The 25,843-nt window shown below is 56.0% G+C and carries 24 protein-coding genes; 9 read left to right on the top strand and 15 right to left on the bottom strand.

Annotated features, from left to right (window positions below; genetic code table 11):
* Window positions 1-80: 80 nt before the first annotated feature.
* Both metR and FCN45_RS00920 read left to right on the top strand, forming a co-directional pair.
* Window positions 81-1,013, top strand: a complete 933-nt coding sequence (metR, locus tag FCN45_RS00925) for an HTH-type transcriptional regulator MetR (protein WP_101763740.1) — start codon at window positions 81-83, stop codon at window positions 1,011-1,013.
* 93 nt (window positions 1,014-1,106) lie between these two features.
* Entirely contained in the window at window positions 1,107-1,586 is a 480-nt protein-coding gene (locus FCN45_RS00920; protein WP_101763741.1) for a DUF1456 family protein, read from the top strand.
* 133 nt (window positions 1,587-1,719) lie between these two features.
* On the opposite strand, the gene FCN45_RS00915 is transcribed toward FCN45_RS00920, so the two are convergent.
* The gene (locus tag FCN45_RS00915; RefSeq protein WP_137384917.1) at window positions 1,720-2,583 is read right to left on the bottom strand and encodes a carboxylate/amino acid/amine transporter; all 864 of its coding nucleotides are present in this window, start codon (window positions 2,581-2,583) and stop codon (window positions 1,720-1,722) included.
* Window positions 2,584-2,919: 336 nt separating this feature from the next.
* Here FCN45_RS00915 and glpT point away from each other — a divergent pair, with 336 nt between their 5' ends.
* Entirely contained in the window at window positions 2,920-4,260 is a 1,341-nt protein-coding gene (gene glpT, locus FCN45_RS00910; RefSeq protein WP_110867929.1) for a glycerol-3-phosphate transporter, read from the top strand.
* 33 nt (window positions 4,261-4,293) lie between these two features.
* Here glpT and yigL read toward each other — a convergent pair whose 3' ends face one another.
* Together yigL and pldB are read right to left on the bottom strand one after the other, a co-directional pair.
* Window positions 4,294-5,094: a sugar/pyridoxal phosphate phosphatase YigL gene (gene yigL / locus FCN45_RS00905; RefSeq protein ID WP_101763744.1), complete on the bottom strand. Its 801-nt coding sequence runs from the start codon at window positions 5,092-5,094 to the stop codon at window positions 4,294-4,296.
* 37 nt (window positions 5,095-5,131) lie between these two features.
* Complete coding sequence (gene pldB / locus FCN45_RS00900; protein ID WP_101763745.1) at window positions 5,132-6,124, bottom strand: lysophospholipase L2; 993 nt, start codon at window positions 6,122-6,124, stop codon at window positions 5,132-5,134.
* Window positions 6,125-6,228: 104 nt separating this feature from the next.
* Between pldB and rhtB the strand changes: the two genes are divergently transcribed.
* Complete coding sequence (gene rhtB / locus FCN45_RS00895) at window positions 6,229-6,852, top strand: homoserine/homoserine lactone efflux protein (RefSeq protein ID WP_101763746.1); 624 nt, start codon at window positions 6,229-6,231, stop codon at window positions 6,850-6,852.
* Window positions 6,853-6,989: 137 nt separating this feature from the next.
* On the opposite strand, the gene rhtC is transcribed toward rhtB, so the two are convergent.
* Genes rhtC through pldA form a run of 3 tightly spaced genes read right to left on the bottom strand, consistent with a single transcriptional unit; the run spans window position 6,990 to window position 10,354 of the window.
* A complete protein-coding gene (rhtC, locus tag FCN45_RS00890; protein ID WP_137384916.1) occupies window positions 6,990-7,613 on the bottom strand; it encodes a threonine export protein RhtC in 624 nt (207 codons plus the stop codon).
* Between the two features lie 12 nt (window positions 7,614-7,625).
* Window positions 7,626-9,452, bottom strand: coding sequence for an ATP-dependent DNA helicase RecQ (gene recQ, locus FCN45_RS00885; RefSeq protein WP_101763748.1), 1,827 nt, complete (start codon window positions 9,450-9,452; stop codon window positions 7,626-7,628).
* A 23-nt stretch (window positions 9,453-9,475) separates the two neighbouring features.
* Window positions 9,476-10,354, bottom strand: a complete 879-nt coding sequence (pldA, locus tag FCN45_RS00880; protein WP_008105781.1) for a phospholipase A — start codon at window positions 10,352-10,354, stop codon at window positions 9,476-9,478.
* Window positions 10,355-10,519: 165 nt separating this feature from the next.
* Here pldA and FCN45_RS00875 point away from each other — a divergent pair, with 165 nt between their 5' ends.
* Together FCN45_RS00875 and rarD are read left to right on the top strand one after the other, a co-directional pair.
* The gene (locus FCN45_RS00875) at window positions 10,520-10,990 is read left to right on the top strand and encodes a thioesterase family protein (RefSeq protein ID WP_137384915.1); all 471 of its coding nucleotides are present in this window, start codon (window positions 10,520-10,522) and stop codon (window positions 10,988-10,990) included.
* 22 nt (window positions 10,991-11,012) lie between these two features.
* Window positions 11,013-11,912 carry an EamA family transporter RarD gene (gene rarD, locus FCN45_RS00870; protein ID WP_110867924.1) on the top strand — a complete coding sequence of 300 codons (900 nt, stop codon included), beginning with the start codon at window positions 11,013-11,015 and terminating at the stop codon, window positions 11,910-11,912.
* Here rarD and FCN45_RS00865 read toward each other — a convergent pair.
* The 9 genes from FCN45_RS00865 to FCN45_RS00825 all read right to left on the bottom strand — a co-directional run bounded on the left by FCN45_RS00865 (window position 11,883) and on the right by FCN45_RS00825 (window position 22,694).
* Complete coding sequence (locus FCN45_RS00865) at window positions 11,883-12,935, bottom strand: AbrB family transcriptional regulator (protein ID WP_101763752.1); 1,053 nt, start codon at window positions 12,933-12,935, stop codon at window positions 11,883-11,885. The two genes, rarD and FCN45_RS00865, sit on opposite strands and share 30 nt — an antisense overlap.
* A gap of 180 nt (window positions 12,936-13,115) precedes the next feature.
* Window positions 13,116-14,069: a magnesium/cobalt transporter CorA gene (gene corA, locus FCN45_RS00860; RefSeq protein ID WP_008105777.1), complete on the bottom strand. Its 954-nt coding sequence runs from the start codon at window positions 14,067-14,069 to the stop codon at window positions 13,116-13,118.
* A 310-nt stretch (window positions 14,070-14,379) separates the two neighbouring features.
* Window positions 14,380-16,542: a DNA helicase II gene (uvrD, locus tag FCN45_RS00855; RefSeq protein WP_101763753.1), complete on the bottom strand. Its 2,163-nt coding sequence runs from the start codon at window positions 16,540-16,542 to the stop codon at window positions 14,380-14,382.
* 76 nt (window positions 16,543-16,618) lie between these two features.
* A complete protein-coding gene (yigB, locus tag FCN45_RS00850; RefSeq protein ID WP_137384914.1) occupies window positions 16,619-17,335 on the bottom strand; it encodes a 5-amino-6-(5-phospho-D-ribitylamino)uracil phosphatase YigB in 717 nt (238 codons plus the stop codon).
* Window positions 17,335-18,243 carry a tyrosine recombinase XerC gene (xerC, locus tag FCN45_RS00845; protein WP_137384913.1) on the bottom strand — a complete coding sequence of 303 codons (909 nt, stop codon included), beginning with the start codon at window positions 18,241-18,243 and terminating at the stop codon, window positions 17,335-17,337. Before xerC ends, yigB begins: the two co-directional genes overlap by 1 nt.
* Window positions 18,240-18,944, bottom strand: a complete 705-nt coding sequence (locus FCN45_RS00840) for a DUF484 domain-containing protein (protein ID WP_101763756.1) — start codon at window positions 18,942-18,944, stop codon at window positions 18,240-18,242. The genes xerC and FCN45_RS00840 overlap by 4 nt, the downstream gene beginning before the upstream one ends.
* A complete protein-coding gene (gene dapF, locus FCN45_RS00835) occupies window positions 18,941-19,765 on the bottom strand; it encodes a diaminopimelate epimerase (protein ID WP_137384912.1) in 825 nt (274 codons plus the stop codon). The genes FCN45_RS00840 and dapF overlap by 4 nt, the downstream gene beginning before the upstream one ends.
* A gap of 29 nt (window positions 19,766-19,794) precedes the next feature.
* Window positions 19,795-19,998, bottom strand: a complete 204-nt coding sequence (locus FCN45_RS00830) for a lipoprotein (RefSeq protein ID WP_101763757.1) — start codon at window positions 19,996-19,998, stop codon at window positions 19,795-19,797.
* 134 nt (window positions 19,999-20,132) lie between these two features.
* A complete protein-coding gene (locus tag FCN45_RS00825; protein ID WP_101763758.1) occupies window positions 20,133-22,694 on the bottom strand; it encodes a class I adenylate cyclase in 2,562 nt (853 codons plus the stop codon).
* 316 nt (window positions 22,695-23,010) lie between these two features.
* Between FCN45_RS00825 and hemC the strand changes: the two genes are divergently transcribed.
* The 3 genes from hemC to hemX are packed head-to-tail and all read left to right on the top strand — an operon-like array spanning window position 23,011 to window position 25,843.
* Window positions 23,011-23,952, top strand: coding sequence for a hydroxymethylbilane synthase (gene hemC, locus FCN45_RS00820; RefSeq protein WP_101763931.1), 942 nt, complete (start codon window positions 23,011-23,013; stop codon window positions 23,950-23,952).
* The gene (gene hemD, locus FCN45_RS00815) at window positions 23,949-24,689 is read left to right on the top strand and encodes a uroporphyrinogen-III synthase (protein ID WP_137384911.1); all 741 of its coding nucleotides are present in this window, start codon (window positions 23,949-23,951) and stop codon (window positions 24,687-24,689) included. Before hemC ends, hemD begins: the two co-directional genes overlap by 4 nt.
* A 23-nt stretch (window positions 24,690-24,712) precedes the next feature.
* Window positions 24,713-25,843 (top strand): uroporphyrinogen-III C-methyltransferase, encoded by a 1,131-nt coding sequence (gene hemX / locus FCN45_RS00810; protein ID WP_101763760.1) that lies wholly within the window; start codon window positions 24,713-24,715, stop codon window positions 25,841-25,843.

The following is a 25,843-nucleotide window of genomic DNA, read 5'->3' as shown; positions in this document are numbered from 1 at the left end:
AGATGTTTACACCGCCATAATCTGCGGGTACTGTATGTTCCTCAAGCGCAATTTGTTCAATCTCGATGTGAAGGATTCTCATGATCGAACTCAAACACCTGCGGACGCTGCAGGCGTTACGGAACACCGGCTCGTTAGCTGCCGCCGCCTCCCAGCTTCATCAGACGCAATCGGCGTTATCCCACCAGTTCAGCGATCTGGAGCAGCGGCTGGGTTTTCGCCTGTTTGTGCGTAAAAGCCAGCCGCTGCGTTTTACCCCGCAGGGAGAGATTTTGCTGCAGTTGGCTGAGCAGGTTTTACCACAGATTCAGCAGGCTTTGCAGGCGTGTCATGAGCCGCATCAGGCCACGTTGCGTATCGCCATTGAGTGTCACAGCTGTATTCAGTGGCTGACGCCCGCGCTAAATAATTTCCGTCAGAGCTGGCCGCAGGTGGTGATGGATTTCAAATCCGGCGTGACCTTTGATCCGCAACCCGCGTTGCAACAGGGCGAGCTGGATGTGGTGTTGACCTCCGATATTTTGCCGCGCAGTGGATTGTTTTATTCACCGATGTTCGATTTTGAAGTGCGTTTGGTGATGGCACCGGATCATCCTTTGGCGCAGCTTGAGCACATTGCCCCGGAAGATATGGCCGATGAAGTGCTGATGATTTATCCGGTGCAGCGTCAGCGTTTGGATGTGTGGCGCCATTTCCTGCAGCCTGCGGGCGTCAGTCCAGCCTTGAAGAGCGTCGATAACACACTGCTGCTGATTCAGATGGTGTCGGCGCGTATGGGCATCGCCGCGCTGCCACATTGGGTCGTAGAGAATTTTGAGCAGCAGGGTTTGGTGGTGACCAAGACCTTAGGCGATGGTTTGTGGAGCCGCTTGTATGCCGCCGTACGCGAAGGCGAGCAGCGTCAGCCGGTAATGGAAGCCTTTGTGCGGTTTGCCCGTCAGCACGCCTGTGAACATCTGCCCTTCGTGCGCGATGCCGCGCGTCCCGGCTCACTGCAAATCACCTCATCCTGATGTTGTTGGGCGGCGAAGGTCGCCCGCGCTGTTATCCCTGCCCCGCCTGCTCTATAATGCGCCGCCTCAACCCGCGACCAAGAGAGTTTCACCATGATGAGTAACGATGTTCTGCGCAGCGTGCGCTATATGCTGGATTTGAGCGATAGCAAAGTGGTGGAGATTTTTGCCCTGGCAGGAAGTGAAGTGCCGCTGGAAGACGTGCAGGCGTGGATGAAGAAAGATGACGATGCCGCGTTTCGCAAGCTGCCAGATGTATTGATGGGCTACTTCCTTAACGGTCTGATTTTTTACCGTCGCGGTAAGAGTGAAGATGCGCCCGCGCCTTCGATTGAGCGCCGCATGAATAACAACATTTTCATGAAGAAATTGCGTATCGCCTTTGAGCTGAAGACCACCGATATTCCGGATGTGCTGCTGAAAGCGAACTTTAAGATTTCACAGGCTGAGGTTGGCGCGATTTTCCGCAACCCGGATCATAAGAATTTCCGCGAATGCGGTGACCAGATTCTGCGTAATTTCCTGAAAGGGTTGACGATGATTCATCGTCCGGGGCCGGCTAAGAAGGGTTAATCGCTTCTTTGTTCGAGCCGGGTCAGGGATAGCGCGGCAGATCGCAAAGGGAAACCACTTCCTTGTGGATCAGCCTCGCCATCCATGGCTCGGATGCTTTGCTCCACTGCCGCGCTATCCCTTCCCTTTTAGCCTATGCGTTGCTTTTCTTACCTAATACCCAGCGTTTGTGCACATAAAGGGATGCGAAAATCACGGCGGCACCGGCGAGAAAACTTGGCCAATGCGGTTTCTCTTGCCAGATCGCCAGATTCACCAGCAAGCCCGCTGGCACATGCATGTTGTTCATAATGCCTAGCGTGCCAGCATCCACCTGCGTAGCGCCGTAGTTCCACATGAAATAGCCCAAACCTGAAGCCGCCACGCCCAGCCACACCAGAATGCCCCACTGCAGCGACGTGGTCGGCAGTTTGTTCGGATTGCCCCACAAGCTCCAGGCGATCACCGCGATCATCACCGCGCCCAGATAGAACCACGAAAATGCGGTGTGCTGCGGCATCGGGCGAGTTTCCTGCAGGCGTTTGTAGCCCACCATGCCGATGGCGAAGCAGATGTTTGCCGCCTGTACCAGCAGCAAGCCAAACCAGAAATGGTCGCTGACTTTGTCGTAACGAATAATCGCCGCACCGATTACCGCCAGTAGCGCGCTGAAGGCATAGCCGATACGCAGCGGACGTCGGCTGAGCAAATCGTAGATCAGCGTGACATACAGCGGCGTCATCACGGTGAACAGCAGGAACTCGGTCACGCTGAGATACAGATAAGCCTCAAAGCTTAATAAATACATGATGCCAAGCTGCAGCATGCCCACCAGCATATACAGCAGGATGGTGGAAGCACGGTAACCGCGCCAGCGCAGGAACGGCAGGAAAACGATGGCGGCGAGCGCCAGACGCATCAAAACTGAGAACCAGGAATCCACCTGACCTGCGAGGTATTCCCCGATCAAACTGAAGGAAAAGGCCCACAGAATGGTGGTAACGATCAGTAACAGCACGGTAACGATCTCAAAATGAACAGTGGCGCTAGTGTAAACAAACTATCGAAATCGGGGTGAACTATCTGGTTTACAAGTGGATAAAATAACGACGAATAATTTTCATTTCTCATATTAACGTCCGGGTAAAAATGCGCGAAATACAACATTTCCTGGTTTTTTTCGCTCTCAATTGTCATAAAACTGTAACATATGTGTCACATGTCACAGTAACTGCGCGTGACCATCACTATCCTTTGCGCGAAATGGAAACTTCGCTTTGCCATTTTTACTGCCTGTTTTTGCCCCAACCTGCTGGGAACTCATAACTATATCGCGCCCTGGAGGGCCACACTCATGTTGAGTATTTTCAAACCTGCACCGCATCGCCCACAAGTGGCCGATGATCGTGTTGATCCGCTTTATCGTCGTCTGCGCTGGCAGATTTTCCTGGGAATATTTTTTGGCTATGCCGCCTACTATTTGGTGCGTAAAAACTTTGCGCTGGCAATGCCTTATCTGGTGGAACAAGGCTTCTCGCGCGGCGATCTCGGCTTTGCGCTATCGGGCATTTCCATCGCTTACGGCTTCTCGAAATTCATTATGGGCTCGGTCTCAGACCGCTCGAATCCGCGCGTGTTTTTGCCCGCCGGATTAATCCTTGCCGCAGCGGTGATGCTGGTGATGGGGTTCGTGCCGTGGGCCACCTCCAGCATCATGGTGATGTTTGTGCTGCTGTTCCTGTGCGGCTGGTTCCAGGGCATGGGCTGGCCGCCGTGCGGGCGCACCATGGTGCACTGGTGGTCGCAGAAAGAGCGCGGCGGAATTGTGTCGGTATGGAACTGCGCGCATAACGTCGGCGGCGGTATTCCTCCGCTGCTGTTCCTGCTCGGCATGGCGTGGTTTAACGACTGGAAAGCCGCGCTGTATATGCCGGCGTTTGGCGCCATCCTCATCGCGATTATCGCCTTCGCCTTGATGCGTGACACACCACAATCTTGCGGTTTACCGCCGATTGAAGCGTGGAAAAATGATTATCCGCCGGATTACAACGAGGATCACGAGCAGGAGCTGACGGCGAAGCAGATTTTCATGCAGTACATTCTGCCCAACAAGCTACTGTGGTACATCGCACTGGCGAACGTGTTTGTGTACCTGCTACGTTACGGCATTCTCGACTGGTCGCCGACCTACCTGAAAGAGGTGAAGCACTTCACGCTGGATAAATCCTCGTGGGCCTACTTCTTTTACGAATATGCCGGTATTCCCGGCACGCTGTTGTGCGGCTGGATGTCGGACAAAGTGTTCCGCGGCAACCGTGGCGCAACCGGCGTGTTCTTTATGACACTGGTGACCATCGCCACCGTGGTGTACTGGCTGAATCCTCCAGGCAATCCAGGCATCGACATGCTGTGCATGATTGTGATCGGCTTCCTGATTTACGGTCCTGTGATGCTGATTGGCTTGCACGCGCTGGAACTGGCACCGAAAAAAGCGGCCGGAACGGCAGCGGGCTTTACCGGGCTGTTTGGCTATCTCGGCGGATCGGTTGCGGCGAGTGCGATTGTCGGTTACACCGTGGATTATTTCGGCTGGGACGGCGGATTCATTGTGATGATTGGCGGATCGGTGCTAGCAGTGATTCTGCTGCTGCTCACCATGGTCAGTGAGCACAAGCACAAGAAACAGCTGGCATAACGAAAAAGGGCCGGTGATGACCGGCCCTTTTTTCTAGGCGAGGAACAGTTTACGCAGCGTGTGCGGCACGGCGTCATCCGCGTTGCTGCCAATCACTTCCAGCGTCGGCAAGGTATCTTTCAAACGCTGCTGCGCATTGCGCATGATGCAGCCTTTACCCGACATGCTGAGCATCTCCACATCATTCATGCCGTCGCCAAAGGCGATGCACGCTTTCAGCGAGTGGCCGAGCTGTTTCGCTACCGCTTCCAGCGCGTGACCTTTGGAAACGCCGCCCGCCATCACTTCCAGACACGTTGGCAGCGAGAAGCTGACATTCACGCGATCGCCCCAGCGCGCTTCAATCGCCTGCTCCATGGGAATTAAACGCTCCGGATCTTCGCAGGTGAAGAACACTTTGCTGATGCCATCAGTCGGCAGCATGCCCGGCTGGTAAACCTGATAGTTAAACACCGATTCACGGAAATAGTCCTGCTCATCCGGACGATGACGGCTCATGAACCACTCATCGTCGCGATAGACGTGCGTCAGGATATGCTCGTCATGATATTGCAGGCCATAGAGATCACTGGCGATGTCGGCGTCAAGATTGTGGCTGAACACCAGTTCACCTGCGGCATTGTGCACGCGTGCGCCATTAGACGTGATCATGTAAGCCGGAATGCCGAGCTTATCGCGCATCTGTCCGACGTCGATATAGTGACGGCCGGTGGCAAAGACAAAGTGGATATCACGCGCCACCAGTTCCTGCAGCGTGGTGCGCGCGAACGGCGTCAGGCGATGGTCCGGAGAGAGCAGCGTGCCATCCAGGTCGGATGCGACGATGTGATACATGTAAACCTCGGGTGTTGATATCGGAAAGTAAAATTGATTAAGCGTGGCGTTCAAAGAAATCGACCACCGCGTTTAGCGCTTCGGCACGCATCGCGTCTGTTTCAAACAAGATCTCATGACGCGCTCCTTTGATCACATACGGCGCGTTGCCCGCGCAGGGATGTCCTGCTGCGGCCATCGCCGTACAAAATAGATTTTGTGAGCGGTTATCCACCACATCATCTTCACTGGCCTGCAGCAGCAAGGTCGGCGTGGTGATGTTCGCTACCTGATTGAAGATGTCCCGCCCGGCCTGCACGCCTTCGCGCACCCAGTGATAAGTGGGGCCACCGACGCGAATTGCCGGATCGTCGGCGTAAAAACGCAGGTTACGGCGATAGCGTTCGCGGCTATGCGTCAGGCGGTTGATGCCAAACGGATTGGCGCGCCAGCGCCCGGTGCCCAGCGCGTAACCTTCACGCAGCGCCGGCAGTTTCTCGGTCCAGTCCAGAATACGGTGCGCCATCCAGTCGGGCAGCGGCAGCACAATGCCAAACATCGGCGCGGAGAATACCGCAGCATGAAACGCCTGCGGCTGACGCGCCAGAAACAGCGCTAAAATCGCGCCGCCCATCGAGTGGGCCAGCACGTAGCGCTGCTGATAATGTGGACTCACGATCTCTTTCAGATACAGCGTTTCCAGATCGTCAACGTAGTCACCAAATTCCACTACATGGCCGCGATGCGAATCTTCCAGCAGACGCTCGGAACGTCCCTGACCGCGATGGTCGAGAATCACCACATCGTAGCCGCACATGAACAGGTCGTAAGCCAGTTCGGGATACTTGATGTAGCTTTCAATGCGGCCAGGCACGACCAGAATGACACGGCGATGTTGCGGTGAGGTGAAACGGACGTAGCGAATCTTCAGGTTGCCGACGCCGGTAAATTCACACTCTTCACGGCGACGCCAGAAGTCGAGCAGCGGACCGGTGGCAAAGGCCGAAAAGCCTCGCTCACGTCCGAGCCAACTCTGTTTATGCTGCTGCATCCGTCCCCCTGAAAAAAACGTGATTTGCGCGCCTGTGCTGCGTAGCGTGCGGCGATTTTCTGTCGTATTGTGTCACACTTCGCTAACTTCAGGGAATGTCACACATGACCATTGAATGGTGGTTAACCTATCTGCTGACCACAACCATCCTTAGCCTTTCACCTGGTTCCGGCGCGATCAACACCATGAGCACCGGCATCAGTCACGGCTATCGCGGCGCAGCGGCATCGATAACCGGCTTACAGCTGGGTCTGGCCATTCATATTGTGCTGGTCGGCGCCGGTTTAGGTGCGCTGTTTTCCCAATCGATTCTGGCGTTTGAAGTCCTGAAGTGGGCCGGCGCAGCCTATCTGGTATGGCTGGGCATTCAGCAGTGGCGCTCCGCGGGTGGCATCGACCTCGACGCCGTTGCCAAAGCGATGCCGCGTCGCCGCCTGTTTAAGCGTGCCGTGTTGGTGAACCTCACCAACCCGAAAAGCATCGTGTTTCTCGCTGCGCTGTTCCCGCAGTTTATTCAGCCGCACCAGCCGCAGCTCATGCAATATCTGGTGCTGGGCGTGACCACCATTGTGGTCGATATCATCGTAATGATTGGTTACGCCACGCTGGCAACGCGTATCGCCGGCTGGATTAAAGGACCGAAGCAGATGAAGCTGCTGAACCGCACCTTTGGTGGATTGTTTATGGCAGTAGGCGCGCTGCTAGCCAGCGCACGCAGAATGGCGTAAAAGAAAATCGCACCCACTTCAAAGCCGTCGGTGGCGCAGCCAGTTCGGTGCCGGCCAGCGCGCAGCCCCCGGAGCGTACACGTCGTACGTGAGGAGGGCGAGCACTGCCCGGTACCGAAATGGCAAGTAAACCAGGCTTAACGTGAAATGATGAGGTGAATGCCAAAACCGGCGAATAACACGCCCGCCATACCATCCACCCACTTCGCCATTCGCTGATACTTATCACGCATCCACGGCATAGCGAAAATCGCCGCCACCAGCGTAAACCACGCGAACGTCTCTCCGATAATCAGCAGGAACAACCCCCAGCGCTCCATCGCGCCAACGTCGTTACCAACAAACAATGAGAATACGCTACCGAAGTAGATGATCGCTTTTGGGTTCGACAGGTTAGTCAGGAAACCTTTCAGGAAGCTCATGCCCTTTTTTGGCAGCTCAACCACCGGCGCTTGCGATTGTGGCTGCTTGTGACGCTGACGCGCTGAGCGCATCAGCTGCCAGCCCATCCACAGCAGATACAATCCGCCGCCGACCATAATGATTTCATGCAGCCAGGCCATTTTTTCCAGGATCAGATGCAGGCCCATCAGCGCCACTCCGGCCCAGATCACAATACCCAGCGTAATGCCCAGAACGCCCATCATCGCCTCTTTGCGTGAGCGGCTCGCCGCCGTTTGCGACACAAAGAAGAAGTCCGGGCCGGGACTCATCAGCGCAACCAGATGCACCAGCGCGACGGTGGCGAATAACATCAGCATGAATTTTTTCCTTTAACCTTCATCAACATGTTCTTTGATCATCACCAGGAACGGCTTACCAAAACGCTCCAGTTTGCGATGACCGACGCCGTTCACGCTGAGCATTTCTGACGCGCTAATCGGCATTTGTTCTGCCATTTCAATCAGCGTGGCATCGTTAAACACCACGTACGGCGGAATATTCTCTTCATCAGCAATTGCTTTGCGCAGCTTACGCAGCTTGGCAAACAGCTGGCGATCATAATTGCCGCTGTGCACTTTCGGCGAACTGCTGCCGCGCGTTTTCACCGTCACGATACGCGGCACCGCCAGCATCAGCGGCACTTCCGCACGTAATACCGGACGCGCCGCTTCGGTGAGTTGCAGCGCCGAATGCATGGCGATGTTTTGCGTTACCATCCCGAGGTGAATCAGCTGACGCAGCACGCTGATCCAGTGTTCGTGGCTGTGCTCGCGGCCCAGGCCGTACACCGGCAGTTTGTCGTGGCCGTTGTCGCGAATGCGCTGATTACTGGCGCCGCGCAAAACTTCAACAATATAGCCCATTCCAAAGCGTTGGCCGGTACGATAGATGCTCGACAGCGCCTTTTGCGCCTCCAGCAAACCGTCGTAGCGACGCGGCGGATCGAGGCAGATATCGCAGTTATCGCACTGCTGCTGGCGACCTTCGCCGAAATAGTTCAGCAACACCAGACGACGACAGGTTTGCGCTTCAGCAAACGCGCCCATCGCATTGAGTTTGTGGCGTTCTATATCCTGCAACGGGCCGGGCACTTTCTCTTCCAGACATTTACGCAGCCACGCCATGTCGGCCGGATCGTAAAGCATCATCGCTTCGGCAGGCAGGCCATCGCGCCCGGCGCGGCCGGTTTCCTGATAATAGGATTCGATGTTGCGCGGAATATCGAAGTGCACCACAAAGCGCACGTTGGGTTTGTTAATGCCCATCCCGAACGCCACGGTGGCGACCACGATTTGCAGATCGTCACGCTGAAAAGCTTCCTGCACGCTGGCACGCTGCGCGCTATCAATGCCGGCGTGATACGCGCCAACGCTCAAACCACGGCTCTGCAGGCGCGCGGCGGTGTCTTCCACTTTGGCGCGGCTGTTACAGTAAATGATGCCGCTTTTGCCGCGCTGATCCTGCACATAACGCAGAAGTTGCTCAGTGGGTTTGAATTTCTCCACCAGCGTGTAGCGAATATTGGGGCGGTCAAAGCTACTGATTTGAATCAGCGGATCGTCCATCTGCAACAGATGGACGATATCGTTACGCGTGGTTTCATCGGCGGTGGCGGTCAATGCCATGACCGGCAAATCAGGGAAGTGCTGACGCAGCTGGCCGATCGAGCCATATTCTGGACGGAAATCGTGGCCCCACTGCGAAATACAGTGCGCTTCATCCACCGCCAGCATCACCGGATTCCACTGGTGCAGGCTGTCGAGGAAATTGTCCATCATCAGACGTTCAGGCGCGATATACAGCAGCTTGAGCTTGCCAGTACGACAATCCGCAAACACCTGCTGCTGCTGCTCACGCGTCTGCGTCGAGTTGAGGCACGCTGCAGCCACGCCGTTGGCCAGCAGCTGATCGACCTGATCTTTCATCAGTGAAATCAGCGGTGAAACCACCAGCGTCAGCCCTTCGCGCACCAGCGCCGGGATTTGATAGCACAGCGATTTGCCGCCGCCAGTCGGCATCACCACCAGACAATCGCGTCCTGACAGGGCGGTTTCGATGATGTTTTGCTGACCTGGGCGGAACTGCTGATAGCCGAAGGTATCTTGTAATACCTGCTGCGCCAGCATTTCCTGATTAAGCACTGCCGATGTTGCCACGGTAATCCTGTCTTTGTTGCGGGTTAGAACAGATCGTTGAGCGTCACGCCCACGCCAAAGCGCGTCTGGCGATGGTTATAGTCGATCAATGATTCACCATAACCGCTGAAGACCTGCGTGTAAAAGCGCACGTGTTCAGAGATCGGGTAGCTCCAGGCGAAGGTTGCACCGCCAAAGCCGCTGTTCCAGTTGTAGTTACCTTCCACGCTGAAAATGTTCTCGCCCATCATGTAGCCGAGCTTAGCGCGGTAGTAACCCATGTATTTGGTGATGTCCGGGTTATCGTCATTGCTTTCACTTTCAGGCAGACGATACCAGGGTTTGATCTCTGCGAGCAGATTGCCGTTCTGCGCCATGAAGCGCGCGTAAACGCGGTTCCAGCTGCGTGAGGTCGGCTCGCTGCGGCCGTTCGACTGATGCACTAAGCCGGTTTCCACATCGCGTAAGGTCCAGCCTGCGAAGGTGTAATCGGTGGCCCAGCCGAGGAAAATTTGTGGCTCATAATCGGTTTCACGGAACGGTGATGACGCCCCACGGTTCGAGAGCTGCCACCACGAGCGCTGAGTATAGGACGCCGCCAGCACCGAGTTATCGCCTAAAATGCCGCGCCACAGCGGAAACGCCAGGCTGAGCTGGAATTTTACTTCATCATTTTTAGCTTTGTCTGCCCAGTTGTACGAAGAGATCGCCTCTTTGTTCATGTCGGTGGTGTAGGTGTAGAGCAGATAGTTGTTTTCGTAAGGATAAAGCACGAACGGGTTATCGTGTTTCTCCAGCAGGTTAGCGATAATGCTGCCCTTCACTGCCGGTGCATCATGAACCTCTTTTATCGTGGCTTCTTCAGCCTGCGCCAGGCCAGGAAGGATCAGCGCCGCGGCCAGCAAGGCGTAATGCTTACGCATAGAATTCTCCAGAGAACTGCGTGTCGTAATCGTCAAGTGACGGTTCAAAAAGCAGGCCATTCTACACGCAAAACCTGCGGTTGATCAGCGCCGATTTCCGAAACTGGAAAGCGGCTCGAACGCGGCATAATATACACAACTCGTTAACATTTTAAGGCAGGCATTATGTCATCCCCGTTGCTGACACAGCAGGAAGCGCGTCGTCTGATTGGCGAAATCTTTGTTTATCACATGCCCTTCAATCAGGCGCTCGGATTAGAGCTGGATCGACTGGAAGCGGATTACGCCGGACTCGGCTTCGCCAATAAAACCATGCTGGTCGGCAACGCAGCGCAGCAGATTCTGCACGGCGGCGTGATCGCTTCAGTGCTCGATGTCGCGGCCGGGCTGGTGTGTGTCAGCTATGCGCTGACGCGTCAGGAGAGCATTACGGAGGAAGAGCTGCGTCAGCGCCTGTCGCGCATGGGCACCATCGATATGCGCGTGGATTATCTGCGCCCTGGCCGTGGCGAGCGCTTTGTCGCCACCAGCAGCCTGCTGCGCGGCGGCAACAAAGTCGCTGTGGCGCGCGTGGAGTTACATAACCAGCAAGGCGATTACATCGCCACCGCTACCGCCACCTACATGATTGGCTAATCAGTATTTTTGGAATGACATGATGGATTCGCAACAAACTCGCCAGGGTATTGGCTATGCGCTCGGCGCTTACTTCATTTGGGGCATCGCCCCCGCCTACTTCAAACTGGTCAAAGAGGTGCCCGCTACCGAGATCATGACGCATCGCGTGATTTGGTCCGCACTGTTTATGCTGTTGTTGATCACATTGACGCGCAGCTGGGCGCAGGTACGTAGCGTACTGGCTCAGCCGAAAAAGGTGCTGCTGCTGGCGCTGACCGCCATCACCATTGGCGCCAACTGGCTGCTGTTTATCTGGGCAGTGAACAATCAGCACATGCTGGAAGCCAGCCTCGGCTACTTTATCAACCCGCTGATTAATGTGGTGTTTGGCATGCTGTTCCTGCGCGAACGCTTCCGCCGCTTGCAGTGGCTGGCGGTACTGCTGGCGACCACCGGCGTGCTGGTGCAGCTGTGGCAGTTTGGATCGCTGCCGATTATCGGCCTTGGCCTGGCGTTGAGTTTTGCTTTGTACGGTTTGGTGCGCAAAAAAATTCAGGTCGATGCGCAAAGTGGCATGTTGATCGAAACGCTATGGCTATTCCCGCTGGCGGCGATTTACCTGTTTGGTTTTGCCGACAGCGCCACCAGCCATCTCAGCGCCAACGCCATGAGCCTCAATCTCAAGCTGGTCGCGGCGGGCATTATCACCACCATTCCGCTGATGTTTTTTGCAGCCGCCTGCGCGCGTCTGCGCTTATCGACCGTCGGTTTCTTCCAGTATCTGGGTCCGACGCTGATGTTCCTGCTGGCGGTGCTGTTCTACGGCGAGCGCCTGACGCCGGATAAAATGGTGACCTTCGGCTTTATCTGGCTGGCGCTCGCCGTGTTCATTATTGATGCGGTTGCGTTCTCAGCTCGGGCGCGCATGCGCGTAGCGTGAAATAAAACGCGCCAGCGCCGGACCGGTAAGCAGAATGGTGAACAGACGCAGCGTCTGCAGCGCCATGACAAAAGCCATATCGACGCGCGTGCCGGCCGCAATAATCGCCACGGTATCCAGCCCACCCGGGCTGGTTGCCAGATAGGCGGTCATCAGATCGACGTGTAGCACGCGCGTTAGCATCCAGGCTAATCCGCCGCACAACAGCATCAAACCAAAAATCGACAGCAACATTTGCGGCAGCGTTCGCAGCGCAAGTTTGAAAATCGGTCGGGTGAAACGCAATCCCACGCTCCAGCCAATCAGTGCATAGGCCAGCGCCAGCAGCCATTCCGGAACCTGCAAAGTCGCCACATCAGTGCCGTGCAATACCGCACCGATCAGCGCGGGTAGCAGCAAGGCACCAGAAGGAATTCGCAGCCTCTGGCCGAGCCACGCACCGGCAACCATCACCAGCAGCGTTAGCAGAAAGCTGCTGTGCAGCGCGGGAAACCATACCAGATCAGCTGCACCGCCGTGGGTGCCGAGGCCAATGCGCGCCACCACCGCCGCAGCGGTGGCGACAAACAGCACGCGCAGATATTGCATAAACGCCACCAGCCGCACATCCGCCCCGAAATCACCGGCCATCGCCACCATCGCCGAAGCGCCGCCGGGCGACGATCCCCATGCGCCGGTTGGGCCGGGCAAACTACTGAAACGTACCAGAAGAAAACCGGACAGGCCGCTGGCCGCCAACGTCAGCACCAGCACCGCCAACACCACCGGCCAATCCTGGATCAGCGGTGTGAGAATGCCCGGCGATAAGCTCTGGCCAATCATGCAGCCGAGCACCGCTTGTGCCAGCACGAAGAAACGTTTATCGATGCGAACAGTCGCGCCGGACAAGCCCATAAAAGTGCCGACGATCATCGGGCCAAGCAGCAAGGCCGCAGGAAGATGGAACAGCTGGAGGATAATCCCCAGCACTAACGAAGCAATCAGCAGCAGTGTCCACTGAAGTCGCAATGAGAAGCGCGCCATAGGGTGGAAATCATTGATTTAAGAAGAGAGCCAACAGATTACGCTCCCCTCGTCATAATTCAAGTCGCAGCTACGTTGGCTGCCTTTATTCACCCCAGTCACTTACTTTAGTAAGCTCCTGGGATTCACAAACTTGCCGCCTTGCTGCAACTCGAATTGTTTAGAGGGGAGTAAGAAGGGTTAAAGCCAGTTCTTGCGTTTGAAATAGAGGTACGGCGCCAGGCCAGCGAGAATCATCAGGCTAATCGCGCCCGGATAACCAAAGCTCCATTTCAGCTCCGGCATAAACTCGAAGTTCATGCCGTAGCTGGATGCCACCAGCGTGGGCGGCAGGAATACCACCGAAACCACCGAGAAGATCTTGATGATGCGGTTCTGCTCAATATTGATGAAGCCCATTGCCGCCTGCATCAGGAAGTTGACCTTCTGGAACAGCGATTCGTTATGCGGCAATAGCGATTCGATATCGCGCAGGATTTCACGCGCCTGCTCCAGCTGGTTGCCCGGCAGACGCGCTTTACGCACCAGGAAGTTGAGGGCACGCTGGGTATCCATCAGACATAACCGCACTTTCCAGCCGATATCTTCCAGCTCCGCCAGACGTGACAGCGCCTGATCGTACTCTTCGCCCTGCTGGCCTTCCATGATCACGCGGCTGAGTTTCTCGAGCGCGCTATAGATGTTCTCGATCTCATCCGCCAGCTGTTCGATTTTGGTCTCAAACAGATCCAGCAGCAGCTCATAGGCGTTGCCATCGGTCAGCATCTGATTGCGCGCACGCATGCGATAGAGACGGAAAGCAGGCAGTTCGCGTTCGCGCAGCGTATACAGGCGATCTTCGCGGATGGTGAATGCCACGGTGGAGTTGCCAGCGTGGTCTTCGGCATCTTCAAAGAAGAAGAAGGAGTGAATGTGCAGGCCGTCTTCGTCTTCGAAGAAACGCGCCGAGGCTTCGATGTCTTCCAGTTCCGGACGCGTCGCCAGGCTCTGGCCGAGCTCGCATTGCACGCGATCGCGTTCGCTGTCGTCAGGTTCGATCAGATCGACCCAAACAGACGTGTTGAGTTTGTCGTTATCTTCTTCCAGCTCGATGCGCGTCAGGCGATTACGATCGAGTTTAAATGCGCTCAGCATAGCAATAACTCCCCATTTTTTCGGAATGGGACAAGGCGGTGACCACTTTAAATTACGGGCACGGCGAAGCCTGAACACGGAAACTTTCGCTTCAAGGGTAAATCAGTGCTAACTCACGCGACGAGAGTAAAAAAGGGAGGTCGCTGTTAACCGCTAAGGCTACCAGCTAAAAGAGGTAACCTTAGGAGTTCCTGTTAAACAGGTGATTGAGCCAGCATCGACTGGGCGCGTCCAAGGCATTGTCCTCTCATGATAATAGTGCGCGCATGTTACGCTGAGACGAAAAAGTCGTCAAGGTAGCGCAACCGCGCTACACCGTTTCCAGACGGGCGTAAGCCGCCACCAGCCACTTGATGCCCTGGCCCTGAAACGCCACTTGCAAACGGCTGTGTTCACCGCTGCCTTCGAGGTTGATGATGGTGCCTTCACCGAACTTGGCGTGACGCACGCGCTGGCCGAGCGTGAAGCCGCTGTCATTTTGCGCGATGGGCGTGCCCATGCGCTGATGGCTCACCGGACGGCTGACGCTGGCGCGCAAACGCACCTCTTCCACGCACTCTTCCGGCAGCTCGCCGATGAAGCGTGATGGACGGTGATACACTTCCTTACCATAAAGACGACGGCTTTCAGCATAGGTAAGCGTCAGCTTAACCATGGCACGCGTCACGCCAACGTAAGCCAGACGGCGCTCCTCTTCCAGACGACCGCCTTCATCCAGCGACATCTGGCTCGGGAACATGCCCTCTTCCATGCCGACGATAAATACCTGGCTGAACTCCAGCCCTTTCGCCGAGTGCATGGTCATCAGCTGCACCGCGTCCTGCCATTTGTCGGCCTGACCTTCACCCGCTTCCAGCGCCGCATGTGATAAGAACGCCTGCAGCGGCATCAGATCTTCGTCTTCGTCCTGATAGCTGAACTGGCGCGTTGCCGTGACCAGTTCCTCAAGGTTTTCAATACGCGCCTGGCCTTTCTCGCCCTTCTCCTGCTCGTACATCACCCATAAACCGGAGTCTTTAATCACGCGATCGGTTTGCACATGCAGCGGCATCTCGGCGGTTTCGCTGGCCAGTGAATCGACCAACTCGCAGAAGCGTTGTAGCGCCGAGGCGGCGCGTCCGGCTAAGGCTTTGTTCTGCAACAGCTCGCGCGTAGCCTGCCACAAGGTGAGTTGCTGATCGCGCGCGGTCTGGCGCACCACATCGAGGGTACGATCGCCGACGCCGCGCACCGGCGTGTTCACCACACGCTCAAAGGCTGCATCGTCATTGCGATTGGCCATTAAACGCAGATAGGCCAGCGCATCTTTAATCTCCTGACGCTCGAAGAAGCGCATGCCGCCATAAATGCGATACGGCATGCTGCCTTGCAGCAGCGCCTCTTCCAGCACGCGCGATTGGGCGTTGCTGCGGTAGAGAATGGCGCAATCCTGCAGCGCATTGCCGTTCTCGTGCCAGCTTTTGATGCGATTGACCACAAAGCGCGCTTCATCCAGCTCGTTGAATGCGCAGTAGAGTGAGATCTTTTCACCATCGCTGCCGTCGGTCCACAGCTCTTTACCGAGGCGGCCATTGTTGTTGGCGATCAGCGTGTTCGCCGCTTTCAGAATGTTGTTGGTCGAGCGATAGTTCTGCTCCAGGCGAATGGTTTCCGCGCCGGGAAAATCCTGCAGGAAGCGCTGGATGTTCTCCACCTGCGCACCGCGCCAGCCGTAAATCGACTGATCGTCATCGCCGACGATAATCACGCGGCCGCTATCACCCGCCAGCATGCGAATCCACGCGTACTGAATGTTGTTGGTATCCTGGAACTCATCCACCAGCACGTTGCTGAAACGCTCACGGTAATGGTTCAGGATATGCGGCTTGTTCAGCCAGAGTTCGTGGGCGCGCAGCAGCAGCTCGGCGAAATCCACTAAACCGGCGCGATCGCAGGCTTCCTGATACGCCTGATAGATGCGCAGCCAGGTTTGTTCAACCGGATTGCCGTAGCTTTCGATGTGTTTTGGCCGCAGGCCTTCATCTTTTTTGCCGTTGATGTACCACATGCCCTGACGCGCAGGCCACTGTTTCTCATCAAGGTTCATCGCTTTGATCAGGCGCTTCAGCAGACGCAGCTGATCGTCGCTGTCGAGGATCTGGAAATCCTGGGGCAAGCCGGCATCAAGGTGATGCGCGCGCAGTAAACGGTGCGCCAGGCCGTGGAAAGTGCCAATCCACATGCCGCCCTGGCTGGTGCCGATCAGCTGATCGATACGATGGCGCATTTCCGCCGCCGCTTTGTTGGTGAAGGTAACCGCCATAATCGAATACGGCGAGCAGTTCTCTACCGACAGCAGCCAGGCGATGCGATGCACCAGCACACGGGTTTTGCCACTGCCTGCTCCGGCCAGCACCAGCAGGTTGCTGCGCGGTGCGGCGACCGCCTCGCGCTGTTTGTCATTCAAGCCGTCAAGCAGATCAGAAACGTCCATAAGCACCGTTCGCGAAAGAAAATGAACTCAAATCCACACTGCTGCGGATAGAGCTGTATATATTTACATGTGTGGATTATAGCAGCGAGGTCAGAGATGCCAACCGATCAATTTCAACGTGCGGCAGCAAACGCGCATCGTCGATCTTCATCAGATTGCCTTCACGCAAATTGATCCAGCAGGCTTGCATACCGGCACGCAGCGAACCGGCAACATCGGTGGTGAGATCGTCGCCGACGTGCAGAATGTGCTGCGGTGCGATGTTCAAACGCTCAGCGGCCAGATGATACATATCCTGCCACGGCTTGGCGCGACCGTGCGGACCGGCACGCAGCGCGAACTGGAAGTGGTGATGGATGCCGAGCTTTTCCGGGCAGGCATTGCCGTTGGTGATTGCCACCAGCGGCACACGCTCGCCCAGCCATGTCAGCGTTTGATGCGTCTCTTCAGGCATATCAACTTCACTACGCCACTGATGGAAGACGCTCATCACGTCGCTGGCACCGGCGGTGGCTTCCGCTTTGGATAAGCCGACATTGAGCAGCGCCAGCTCCACCGAGCGACGACGCCATTCAGACACGTCGTGATAAATTTCCGGCTCGCGCGCCAGCAACTCATTGCGCAGCGCCTGATAATCCGCCGGGATGAATTCTCGCAGAGCTGGATGATACGCCTGCAGCGCAGCGTGCGATTCGGCAGTGGTTTTGCGAATGACGGGATGGTTGTCATACAGCGTGTCGTCGAGATCAAAGGTGATTGCTTTGATCGGGCCGAGCGGACGATAAAACTTCATTAAGACTTTCCTCGTTTGGCACGCGGATGGGCCGCATCGTAAACCGTCGCCAGATGCTGGAAATCCAGATGGGTGTAGATTTGCGTGGTCGCCAGATTGGCGTGACCGAGCAGTTCCTGTACCGCGCGCAGATCGCCGCTCGATTCCAGCAAATGCGTGGCAAAAGAGTGGCGCAGTTTATGCGGATGAATATGGCTGGCAACGCCTTGCTTGATGCCCCATTCGGCAAAACGCTTCTGCACGTTGCGCGTCGAAATCCGGCTGCCGCGGCTGGAGACAAACACCGCATCATCCTGCGGCGCAAAGCTAGCACGCAGCGGTAACCAGTGCTGAATCCAGGTGACCGCCGTGCCGCCAATCGGTACGCGGCGCTCTTTGCTGCCTTTACCCAGCACCCGCACTTCACCGGCCTCCAAATCCATGTGGCGACAATCCATATTCACCAGCTCAGACAGACGCAAACCGCCGCCGTACATGGTTTCCAGCATCGCGCGGTCGCGTACCGCCAGCGGATCATTGAGATCGATCTCCAGCAGTTGGTTAACTTCGTCGACATCCATGTTTTTCGGCAGATGGCGCGCATTACGCGGCGTGGAGATGCCTTTAGCGGGATTGGCGCTCAGCATGCCCTGATGCACTTGCCAGTCGAGAAAACTGCGCAGCGCCGACATGCGCAGCGCCAGACTGCTGGCGCCTAAACCGCCCCGCCGGCTGCGTGCCGCCAGGCTACGCACCTGCGCCGGTTCCAGCTGCGACCAGCTCGTCAGCTTCATCTCATCGGCCATTGCTATAATCGCCTGCAATTGCCGTCGGTAATTCTTTTGCGTCAGCGGACTCAGCTGGCGTTCGACCTTGAGATAACGCAGAAAGTCATCCACGGCCGGCAGCAGCGGACTGACGTAACTCATGCGCGTTCAATCCAGCGTGACAGCAGATCCGGCAACATTTGCGCCAGATGCTGCAGCAGCAGCGTACCCATGCCCGCCTGATAATGCTGATTATCGCGGCTGGTGAACATTAATATGCCCAGCTCGCCGCGTTCGCCCATTAGCGACATCGCTACCGAGCCAATCGCTTTGGCCTGCGGCAACAGCAGTAGCAATTCCGGACCGTTCAGGCTGCCGAGATAGTGATGTTCATTGCCGAAGCGCTGAATGCGCAGCGGTTCGAATGCCTGACGTGACAAGCCGAGCTGGGTGAAATCAGAGGGTGCGCCGATGTGCCACTTGTCATTGAACACGCGTACGTGTGCGCCGGCCAGACCCAGTTCGCGCGCCCAGCGGTGCAGACGCGTTAGCATCTCTTGCAAGCTGTCGGCGGCGGCGAGATGACCTTGTAGCGCCAGCAGGCGATCAAACAGCTGATGGTTGGCGGTAGCCTGCTCCATCAGCAGCGTGATCTCCTCTTCTAACTGCTGGATGTGGTTGCGCTGCCGCGCCATATGCCACTCCACCAGCGAAACGCTGCCGCGTACCGGATGCGGCACCATCATCTGTTCAACCTGGCGCGCATTGCGAATAAAAAAATCGGGGTTTTGACGCAGAAATGCGCTTACCGATTGATCGTCCAGCAAAACCTCGCTTTCGGTTTGCTCTTCGACATTTTTCATAGATGAATAAACCCATCGTAGACGTGTGTGGCTGGACCGGTCATAAACAGCGGTTGCCCTTCCCCTTTCCAGGCAATGTGCAGCGTGCCGCCCGGCAAATCGACGCGGACATTTTCCGCCAGAATGCCCTGCTGAACACCGCAGGCGACCGCCGCGCAGGCGCCGCTGCCGCATGCCTGGGTTTCGCCTGCGCCACGTTCATACACGCGCAGACGGATGTGTTCACGATTGACCACTTCCATAAAGCCGACATTGGCGCGCTCCGGGAATCGCTCGTGGCTTTCCAGCTCTGGGCCCAGCGTTTCCACCGGCGCGGTTTTCACGCTTTCTACCTGAATCACGCAGTGCGGATTGCCCATCGATACCGCACCAAACATCACGGTTTGCTCGGCCACCCGCTGCAAATAAAGGTTCTCTGCTTTATTCGCGCGGAGCGGCACGCTTTGCGGTTCGAAGTTGGGTTGACCCATATTGACGCGCACCAGCTCATCATTGGTGACGCTGAGCACCATGCGGCCGGTTTGCGTGCTGACACGAATGTCGCTTTTATTGGTCAAACCTTTCAGACGCACAAAGCGGGCAAAGCAGCGTGCGCCGTTGCCGCACTGCGCGACTTCGCTGCCATCGGCGTTGAAAATGCGGTAATGGAAATCGAGATCCGGATCGTAAGGCGGTTCAACGATCAGTAGCTGATCAAAACCGATCCCCAGATTTCTGTCCGCCAGGCGGCGAATCAGTTCCGGCGAAAAAAAGACGTTTTGCGTCACAGCATCCACAACCATAAAGTCGTTGCCGAGACCGTGCATTTTTGAGAACTGCATTTTCTGCTCCGCCGGATTACTCATAGAGTTTAGTTGGCCTGCGAACCAGGCTTGCTGGTGACCAAACCACCGACATCAGCATCCTGAGCCGCTTTTTGCTGCTGCGCGGTGACCTGCTGTTTCGGCTTGTTTGGCTGATCTTTCGGCGGGAAATATAGCGGTCCTTTTAGGCCACAGCCTACCAGGCTGACCAGTGCCAGCGCCATACCCAGCTGACTCATCACTCGTATCATTCTGTCTGCTCTTCTGTCCTAAAGCCATGGTTGCTTATCATCGCAGTTGACGTTGTAAAAGCAACAGGAAATAGCCGCATTTCCTGCGGCAGGTCAGAGTAACAGCGCATCCCGCCGCGCGAACGCGGGCGGGATCAATGCATTTGGTAGCGCGGCTGGAAGTCGCCGTTGTCGTTGTCAGGCTGGGTGGCGCAGAGCTGCGTCAGCGTTTGGCTGCGGAAAGGAATCACCTGGAAACGTTCGCCAGTGTTCACAATCTGGTAGAACTGCGGCAGGTTAAAGTTGATAAAGCTGGAGCCGTAAGTAAAACGGTCATGCGACGAGGAATAGAATCGACTCACGTCGCGCACCAGCTCCTCTTTACTGCCTTCGCAATGGTGATAAACCTCAACGCGATTGGTTTCGTCGAGGATATAGATGTTGAAACCGCGATCGTCATTAGTATCTTCAAAGAAGAACTGAATGATGCCTTCGCTGGCGTAGCCGTTCACCACCGGCGGCAACGGCGTCTGGTTCGATTCCACTTTAATCGACAAACCATGCAGCTTGTTGTTAGAAATCGCGCCATAAAATTCGACGGCGTTTTCCAGCTTCTGCACCGACACGCTCATGCGTTCGAAGAATAAGCCCCAGGTTTGGCCCGCCATGCGTAACGCTTTAAAGCGGCCCGGTTCCTGACGCGTGCTCGACAGACGCAGCTCAATGCATTCCGAAACCAGCTGCTGCACGCGAGTACGAATTAAACCGCGCAGATGCTGGCTGTAGCAGAATACTTCCACCGTATCCGGCGGCGCTGCATCCTGATGCATTTTGCCGAGAATGGTTTTCAGCGCCTCAATCATCGCCTGCTCGCCATTGAAGTGCAGCGTACGCACTTCATTCCACGAGTTGCGATAGAGCAGATCGATGCTGCCAATCAAACATTGCTGCTGCTGACCGAAGCTGAACACATCCAGCTTACGGAAATCGAAATGCACCACCTGATTGCGGAATGCGGAGGTAGGATCGTGTTCCAGGTTAACGATAATCGCTAAGTGACGAATTTCGCACGGGCTGTAGAGCGCTTTGGGCGTCGGTGCTGGCACGCGCAGCGGGAAGTGGCTCGACACATCGTTAACCAGTTCCTGCAGACGCGGTAGATCGCACAGATCGTTGCCCTTCATATGCAGACGCGTTTTACTGGTCAGCAAACCGTTAAACCACGCCCACGCCACCAGCTTGTTCAGATAGCGATTATATTCCAGCGGCTGATGGCTGATGATAGAACTCATGTCTGGCGATTGGTTATACAGATACCAACCGGCGCGATTAGCGCGGCCCGCCGGGACATGAATAAAGGTAAGATTCTCTTCCGAGAGATCGGGCGAAATCTGCGGGTTCACTAAAGTGACTTTACCCGGCAGCGCCTCGAACGCGGCATACAGTTTACGCGTCAGCACGCCGATATCCTGCGGGCTGGCGCTGACACTTAAATTGTTGCGACGCGCAAAGCGAATCAGGTTGCGATAGCTCTGCATCATCGCATCCAGCAGTTCGTTGTGCGCTTCGCGTACCCGTTCGATTTTCCACTGCGCGCGGTTATCCAGTACCGCTAACTTCTCTTCATCCCAGCCCCACTCTTTAACCAGCTGCGATAAGATCTCGCGCCGCCAGCCGGTGCGCTGATGATGGTGATCTTCGCTCGAGAGCTTTTCACACACTTTTAAATAGAAACATCGACGCACTAAATCGAGGCGCGCCATGTCATCAACGCTGGTGAGATAGCGCGTCACGCGCTCCAGCATCATGCAGTAAGGATCGAGACCAAAGGAGACAATTTCGCCGTCGTGCAGGCGCTGCTTGATGTCCATCGACAAGAGCTGCGTGTCGGGATATTCCCAGCTGTAGGCTTCCAGCAGCAGGGTTTTCAGCACCGCTTTATACGGCGAGTCGATACTTTTATACAGCTGCCACAAGCTGGCACCGAAGTACTCCTCCGCCGACAGCGTGCCAAGGCCGCCGAGATCCAGCCACTCATTCGGCGTCAGTACGCCTTGTGAATAGAGCGACATGACGTAATCGTCGTAATGGTGCTCCTCTTCGCCAGGCACCATATTCCACAGGATGCGTTTACCCGCCATACGCACGGCGGTACGGTAGAACTCATCCAGCAGCAAAATATGTTGGGTAGAACCGCAGTCTTCACCGCCGAGGCTACCGCTTTCGTTATGGCGGAAACGGTTCTCGTCAATCAGGAAGAAGCTGACTTCCACACCCATCGACACACACCATTTCTGCAACAGCGTACACTTACGCTGCAGATTGAGGCGCTCTTCATTATCCAGCCACGATTGGTGGCATACCCAGATGTCGAGGTCGGAAATGCTGTTTTGCCCAACCGACGAGGTGCTGCCCATTGAGTAAATGCCGGTAATTGGACGTTCGCCCGCGACGGCGGCGGTGAGATCGAGCGGTTGTCCGCCCGCTAAGTTCTGCAGCAGCTGGAATTGATTTTCATCGGGCGTGTAAAGGCAGACGCCATGCGGAACGCTACCTTCGAGGTAGCCCGGCATCAGCGGATGATGGTAATGCAATAATGTTGGCAGCAGACTGTAGACTTGCTGGAAAGCAGGCCCCATGGCAGCCAGTGCGCGATCTACACGCAGCTGGTTAATCGCATCCAGTCTCTGTTTCAGTGTCTCAATGTAGAGGTACAAGACGTTTCGCCTGATTGTCCCAGTGTTAAGCACCCTGTTTCCGCATTCTGCCGCTTAATAATAAAGATATCGGGCAAATAATTGCTGGAAACGTGATCAATCTAACACCCGGAGGATTGACCGTAAAGAAAGTTGCGCTACTTAACAGTTTAGCATGTTCCGACCGTAGCCCTGCTTTTTTCAGACTTCGACATAAAACTGCGACCCGCAAGATCCAGGCGCAGTCTGACATCGCGGCCTTTTCAATCCGTTGAAACTGACAGCATTCCCCTATCAATGATAGGATATTCGATGAACGATCAAAATGGTTAACAGCATGTTAAACAAAATTTTCAGAATTGCTACCAGACAAAGTCCCCTTGCTTTGTGGCAGGCACAATATGTCCAACAGCGTCTGATGGCGGCTCATCCGGGTCTGCAAGTTGAGTTGCTGCCGATGGTCACCAAAGGTGATGTCATCCTTGATACGCCATTGGCAAAGGTTGGCGGCAAAGGGCTGTTCGTTAAAGAGCTTGAGCTGGCAATGCTGGAAGGCCGCGCCGATCTCGCCGTGCACTCAATGAAAGATGTGCCGATCGATTTTCCACAAGGCCTCGGTCTGGTGACCATTTGCGAGCGTGAAGATCCGCGCGATGCTTTCGTCTCCAATCGTTACAACAGTGTTGATGAGCTGCCACAAGGCGCGGTTGTCGGGACGTCCAGCCTGCGTCGCCAGTGCCAGCTGAGCGCCCGTCGTCCGGATTTAGTGATTCGCTCACTGCGCGGCAACGTCGGCACGCGTCTTGGCAAACTTGATGCCGGTGAATATGACGCCATCATTCTGGCGGCGGCCGGTTTGAAGCGTTTAGGTCTGGAAGATCGCATCCGTCAGGCAATGCCTGCCGAGATCTCCCTGCCCGCCGTGGGTCAGGGCGCCGTCGGCATTGAATGCCGCGCAGATGATGAGCAATTGATTACGCTGCTACAGGCGTTGAATCACGACGATACCGCCGTGTGCGTCCGCGCCGAACGCGCAATGAACACGCGGCTGGAAGGCGGTTGTCAGGTGCCTATCGGCAGCTTCGCGGTGCTGGAAGACGATCAGCTGTGGCTGCGCGGATTAGTTGGCTCACCGGACGGCAGTCAAATGGTGGTCGGCGAGCGTCGCGGTCCACGCGATCACGCCGAAAGAATGGGGGTTTCGCTGGCCGAAGAGCTGTTGGATGGCGGCGCGCGCGACATTCTGCGTGAAGTGTATCAAGGTCAACCGCCAGTATGACCATCCTCGTGACCCGCCCGGAACCGGCCGCCACTGAACTGGTCTCGCGTTTGCGCAGCCTGGGCAAGCTGGCATGGGGCTTCCCGCTGATTGAATTTACGCCGGGTCGCGATCTTATCCATTTGCCAATCCAACTTGCGGCGTTACAGCCAGGCGATCTGGTGTTTTTACTGTCGCAGCAGGTCGTTACTTTCGCCGAGCCCGCTTTACAGCAAAGCGCGACAACCTGGCCTGAAGCCCTCAACTACTATGCTATTGGTCGCAGCACCGCTTTAGCCCTGCATACCGTCAGTAATCTCAAAGTAGACTATCCTCATGCGCGGGAGACCAGCGAAGAGCTGGTGCGCCTGAACCGTCTGCAGCAGGTTAGTGGCAAACGCGCGCTGATTCTGCGCGGCAGTCCGGGCCGCGAGTTGCTGGCAGAAACGCTGATTGAACGCGGCGTTGAGGTGCAATACTGCGAGTGCTATCAGCGCTGTGAAAAGCACTACAACGGCGCGACTGAAGGCCGACGCTGGCGCGATCGCGGCATTACAACGCTGGTGGTAACCAGCGGCGAAATGTTACAACAACTCTTTTCTCTGTTTCCGCCAATTGATCGTCGGGAATGGTTACTGCACTGTCGGCTTGTGGTCGTCAGTGAACGTTTGGCTACGCAAGCCGCTGAATTAGGCTGGCAGGACATTGATGTAGCCGATGGTGCCGATAACGATGCGCTGCTGCGCGCGTTACGCTGAACTTAACAATGGGATGAGCCATAATGACGGAACAAAAAGCCTCCTCCGCCATGGTTGAAGAAACCACCCCAGCGGACAATTCTCCCTCGCCAGCAACCAAACCACCTCGCGATAAAAAAGGCGATGGCAAGGTGCTGAGTGCCGTGGCGATTGTGATTGCGCTGGCGATTGGGGCGGGACTTTACCTTAATGGGAAACACCAGGCCGATTTACAGGCTCAAACTAACCAGAATCTCAGTGAGCAGCTGAGCGCCTTGCAGCAGCAACTAGGCAGCGACAAACAGCAGCTGACGCAACAGCTGGATAGCGCCAACAGCGCCTTGCAGCAGGCGCGCACGCAGCAGGATAACAGCGCAAAAGAGCTGGAAACCCTGCGTGATAAAGTCGCTACCATCTCTGGAAACGACACGCGTACCTGGCTACTGGCGCAAGCGGACTACCTCGTCAAACTGGCGGGCCGCAAACTGTGGAGCGATCAGGATGTCACTACCGCGGCAGCGTTACTGAAAAGTGCTGATTCCAGCCTGGCCGACATGAACGATCCGAGTGTGATGAACGTGCGTCGTGCGCTAACGCAGGACATCAGCTCACTCTCCGCCGTCAGCCAGGTTGATTATGACGGCACCATCCTCAAGCTTAATCAGCTGTCGAACGGCGTCGATAATCTACGCCTGGCCGACAACGACAGCGATGATTCGCCTATGGACGCTGATGGCGGTGAACTCTCAAGTTCGCTACACGAGTGGCGTCAAAATCTGGTGAAAAGCTGGCATAACTTTATGGATGATTTCATCACCATCCGCCGCCGCGACAACACCGCACAGCCGCTGCTGGCACCGAATCAGGACGTTTACCTGCGCGAAAACATTCGTTCGCGCCTGCTGATTGCGGCTCAGGCCGTACCGCGTCATCAGGATGAGATCTACAAACAGTCTATCGATGCGGTATCAACCTGGGTTCGCGCCTGGTATGACACCAACGATGCCGCCACCAAAGCCTTCCTTGCACAGCTGGATGAATTGAGCCAGCAAAGCATTTCAATGGATGTGCCGGATACGCTGGAAAGCCAGCCGCTGCTGGAAAAACTGATGCAAACCCGCGTACGTAATTTGCTGGCTCAGCCATCGGTTGCTGCTGATCAACAAGGAGGCTAA

The organism is Pantoea sp. SO10, from assembly GCF_005281435.1.
Taxonomy (GTDB): Bacteria; Pseudomonadota; Gammaproteobacteria; order Enterobacterales; family Enterobacteriaceae; genus Pantoea; species Pantoea leporis.
This window is presented reverse-complemented; position numbering and strand designations above follow the sequence as displayed.